This is a genomic window from Mycobacterium sp., from assembly GCF_019247615.1.
In the GTDB taxonomy this organism is placed as follows: domain Bacteria; phylum Actinomycetota; class Actinomycetes; order Mycobacteriales; family Mycobacteriaceae; genus Mycobacterium.
Genome location: NZ_JAFBAT010000096.1, coordinates 1 through 4183 on the forward strand (window position 1 = coordinate 1; position 4183 = coordinate 4183).

Below are 4183 nucleotides of genomic sequence, written 5' to 3' on the forward strand. Positions count from 1 at the left end.
TCGATGGCGACGGCGCTGAGCGACGTCGGCTCGGGAAGCTGCAACAACAGCCCGACACCGTCCTTGAACTTCGGGAAGGGTTGGGCGTCAACGTAGGTGTCCGTGGACCAGGCAGTGGCGGGGTTGCCGTCGATTGCCAACCCGGCCGTGTTTGGGCTATCCGGCGGGCCGCCGGGTGAAAACACCGTGGCTTTGACGGGCTTTACCGTTTGGGTTTGATTGGCTGGCGGCGGTGCTGCCAGGGGCGCCGGCGAAGCCGCCATCGGCGATGGAATCGGGGTCGGCGAGGTGGTCCGAAGCCCCAGCTTGTCCGCCTTCATCGTGGTCCCGGTATCGACGGTGTCCGTTATTCGACTGATGGTGTTCGCGAAGGACATCAGCACCACCAGGGCAACCACCGCCGCTGTCCCGAGGCACGTCTTGACGAGTTGGCGGCGAGCATATTCAAGCTTTTCGGCCGGCCCGAAATGACGAAAGCCCGCGTAGCCCCCCGCTGCCACCGGCACGAACAGCTCGCGGGTGGCTGAGGGCACCGCGTAGCCCTTGGCGTCGTCGCTGGCCTCGCGCAGCAACGTCGAAACCGTCTTGGCGTTGCGGATCCCGTCCCCGTCACGCACCAGGCCTGCGGCGGTGGACGAAACCAGGAACGGCACTCGTGGGTTCATGGTGGCCGGTTCTTGGAATCGCCCATGCGCGTCGAGTGCGACACCCTGCCAATCCTTGGTGCCGGCCCCGCCTTTGAACGGCCACCGGTTGACGAGCAGCGCGTACATGACCCCGCCGATTCCTCGCAGGTCGTCGCGCGGCGTTGTGTTCGGCATCGTCCCCGGGAAGGCCAGCACGGCGCGCCCGTCGACACTGATCCGGATTCGCTCGGGATGGTCGATCGACAACGCCAACCCGGCACCGTGCACCGCATCGGCGGTCTCGGCCAAGGACAGCACGGCGTCGGCGACCCCAAGCGGCGACGGGTGCGTATCAGCCACTTCCTTGAGGGTGGCGCCGCGCGTCCATTCGCTGACAACCACGCCGCCGCAATGGTCGCGGCCCACATCGATCACTCTCGCCAGGCCGGGAGAGTTGATTCCACGCAGAGTTGCGGTATCGGCCAGAATCGCGTCGACCGTCGCACTCGGCAACGCGTTTTCGGAGTCCACCACCGTGACCGCCAGATGTTGTCGTGTCAGCGTGTCAGCGGCTTGCCAGAACTGGAGATGCGGTGATTCGCCGTAGAAGATCAGGAGCCGGATCCGGCCGCCCGCGATCGTGGTTCCGGCGACCACGGGAGTCCGTTCTCCGGTGGGGACATTCGGCTCAGGCCAGTAACGAGGAAGGTTTGTCGTAGGCATGTCGGGTGCGGCCGGTTGGATCGCACTCATTGCTTTGTCTCGCTCCCGAGATTTCACCGACCGCATCGGCCCTGACGCGAAACGGACGCGGATATTGGTCATCCGAGGATAGCCGGGCGTGGGCGCTCTGAAACCGGGTATTTGCGCTTACCCTGCTGCGGCTTGTCAGGGCCGCCCTGACGCCGTAACGTGTCAGGGACCGCCTGACGCGAGGAGTGCCACGTGAATCCAACGGCTAACCAGACCACACAGATCTGGTGTTCGTTCTGCGGCAAGTCCCACACCGCGGTGGACAAACTTGTCGCGGGGCCGGGCGTGCAGATCTGCAACCATTGCGTCGACAAAGCCCAGGCGATCATCAAAGGGTATCGGGACAAGCCGGCCGAGCTCCGGATGCCGATTTGGGAAGCCTGGAGCGACAAGCAGATGCTCGACCATATCCCCCGCATGGCGGCCGTGGCCGATCACGTCGAGACCGAATTGGGTTCCTGGGTGCGGGAGCTTCGTCGCCGGGGGATGGCCTGGTCTACGATCGGTGCGGCCCTTGGCATTACACGCCAATCGGCGTGGGAGCGATTCTCCGAGCGGCAATAGGTTCACGCGTTGGTCAAAGCCTGCACCGCGGCGCGGAACATCGTTTGCTTGATCGCGCCCAGCGTTCCCGCGTCCTTGCCGCCCACGGGACGCAACAGCTCGGTGGCCGCGGCGGTCACCGCGCCCTCACCCGCGGTGGCGTCGACGATGCCGATTTCCGCCGCCTCGGTCCCACCGAAACGCCGACCCGTCGTCATCGAGGCCACCGCAGCACTCGGGGTCAGCTTCGCCTGAATCAACGCCGCCATGCCGTCGGTGAACGGAATGCGGATGTCGACCTCGGGAAAGCAGAAGTAGCCCCGGTCGGCGCGCATCACCCGCACGTCGTGCGCCATGGCGAGCATGGCACCCGCGCCGAACGCGTGCCCGGTGATCGCCGCGGCCGTCGGCATGGGCAGGGTCAGGACGCGAGCCAACAGGGCCTGCACCCGGGCGATGTAGGACTGCGTCTGGTCGGAGTGGGCGGCGAGCCAGTCGAGATCAAGGCCGTTCGTGTAGAACTTCCCGCGCGCGGTGGTGACCAAGCCGTGGGCGCCGGCGGCCCCGATCTCGTCGAGTTGAGCGTTGAGGGTGTCGAGAAACTCGGGGGAGAAGCGGTTTTCGTCCTCACCGAGGTCGAGGACGGCGATCTTGTCGTCCCATTGGAAGGTGGGTGTCATCTGTTCTTCCTCTCTGAATTGCGTCGCGGCGGGGGTGCACCGATGGCCAGGACGGCGCGGACCGCGGCCTGTAAATGGTCTCGCGCCGTTGGGTCGTGGATTCGATTGCGCTGCAAAAGGATTGCTGTCGGCAAGTCGACGATGCAGATGGTGATCGCGTCCACCGCCGCGGCGTCCGTGCGGTTCCACAGCGCTCGGGCCAGCCGAACCATGGCATTCACGAGCAGCCGGTCCAGGTCGTGCAGTTGTGCAGCGATGTCGCTCGGTGTGTCGTGGCCCAACAGCTCCTCGCGGCGCACGGTCAGCAGCAGCCGGGAGGAATGCGGATATTGGTCGGCGAAGACCGCAGGCGCCTCGGACGCCGCTACCACCGCGGCCACACCTCCCCCGCCCGGCGCGCGCATCGCAGCATCGATCAATTCGCCTTGCGTGCAAAGGAATCGGTGCCCGGCGCGCAGCCAGGCGCGACCCGCCAGGCCGGCGCGGGAACCGAACGTGTGATAAACCGCGCCGTTGGACACGCCGATCGCCGCGCTCACCGCGCGGATAGTGACCGCCGCAGGCCCTGACCGCACCGCCAGCTGTTCGACAGCGTCGAGGATCTGGTCCTGGTCATATACGCGACTGCGCGGCACCCGGCCAGCATAACAGAGCATTTGCTCTGTTATGCCCAAGCCGCTAGTCCACCCCGCAGAAGCGACCGATCAGCGCAGCGACCCGCTCGCGGTCGTGGTCCGGGCGCAGGCGACCAGTCCGTGCAGCGCAAGCCCAGAACACCTCGGTAAGGGTGTCGACGTCCGACTCGCCGGCGGCCATCGACATCGCTTGGCGCAGCTCACCGAAGGCGGCGACCAATTCCGGCGGGGTGTCCGCGTCGCCGCGGCGGTGAGGCCTTCAGCCCTTTTGGATGGTGTTGGACCGGCCGGAATTGGTGACCCTCGGTGCGCCCGACTGGTAGATGACGACGTTGTCGTATCCGGAGACGTTGATGGTGTCGACGCTGTCGACGTTGACGTGGTTGTCGTAGCTGGAGATCGCGAGGCTCGCGCAATGGCCGGTGACGTCAAAATTCATTCCGTAGGCGGACAGCGTCAACTTACCGTTGCTGCAGGCATTGACCTTGACGGTGTTGTCATAGCCGGTCGCCTCGAGGGTGTCGGCGCTGTCGACCGTGACCTTGTTGTTGTAGCCGCCGGCGGTGAGTACGGCGCAGTGGCCGGTGACGACATACGTGGTGTTGTCGCCATACAGCGTCAGTTTGCCGTCGTTGCACGCGATCGTCCTCATCGACGAATCGCTGCCCACTCGGAGTTCGCCCCCTTGGGGCACCGCGGTCGGATTGCTGATGGACACCGTAGCTCCGGAACCGTTGCCGAAATTTCTTACGGGATTTGACCTCGCGAAGTGCGCGACGAGGCTGACGATTGCGGGCACGAGCATCCCTAGCACGATGAGAACGAGGAACCACGGGTATCGCGTCCTCCGCCGCCGCGGCGGTGACGGGAATCCGACGGCGTACGGCGAACCGCCCGTGTATGTTCCACCACTTGCATACGGCGGGCCCGCGGCATACGGCTGGTT

6 protein-coding genes are annotated in these 4183 nt (G+C 65.7%); 1 reads left to right on the forward strand and 5 read right to left on the reverse strand.

The genetic code is table 11. The annotated features are described in order from the left end of the window. Window positions 1-1379: protein kinase family protein (locus JO059_RS06545; RefSeq protein ID WP_293315285.1), on the reverse strand; the 1379-nt coding region annotated here is incomplete at its 3' end. 192 nt (window positions 1380-1571) lie between these two features. Here JO059_RS06545 and JO059_RS06550 point away from each other — a divergent pair. Beyond that, window positions 1572-1943 carry a ClpX C4-type zinc finger protein gene (locus tag JO059_RS06550; RefSeq protein WP_293315286.1) on the forward strand — a complete coding sequence of 124 codons (372 nt, stop codon included), beginning with the start codon at window positions 1572-1574 and terminating at the stop codon, window positions 1941-1943. A gap of 2 nt (window positions 1944-1945) precedes the next feature. Here the strand turns inward: JO059_RS06550 and JO059_RS06555 are convergent, their stop codons facing one another. From JO059_RS06555 to JO059_RS06570, 4 genes are all read right to left on the reverse strand, one after another. After that, the gene (locus tag JO059_RS06555) at window positions 1946-2602 is read right to left on the reverse strand and encodes an enoyl-CoA hydratase-related protein (protein ID WP_293315287.1); all 657 of its coding nucleotides are present in this window, start codon (window positions 2600-2602) and stop codon (window positions 1946-1948) included. Continuing rightward, window positions 2599-3237, reverse strand: coding sequence for a TetR/AcrR family transcriptional regulator (locus JO059_RS06560; RefSeq protein WP_293315288.1), 639 nt, complete (start codon window positions 3235-3237; stop codon window positions 2599-2601). Before JO059_RS06560 ends, JO059_RS06555 begins: the two co-directional genes overlap by 4 nt. 43 nt (window positions 3238-3280) lie before the next feature. Further along, window positions 3281-3457 carry a hypothetical protein gene (locus tag JO059_RS06565; RefSeq protein WP_293315289.1) on the reverse strand — a complete coding sequence of 59 codons (177 nt, stop codon included), beginning with the start codon at window positions 3455-3457 and terminating at the stop codon, window positions 3281-3283. A gap of 39 nt (window positions 3458-3496) precedes the next feature. Next, window positions 3497-4183, reverse strand: a 687-nt coding sequence (locus tag JO059_RS06570) for a DUF3060 domain-containing protein (RefSeq protein ID WP_293315290.1), incomplete at its 5' end; no start/stop codon positions are given.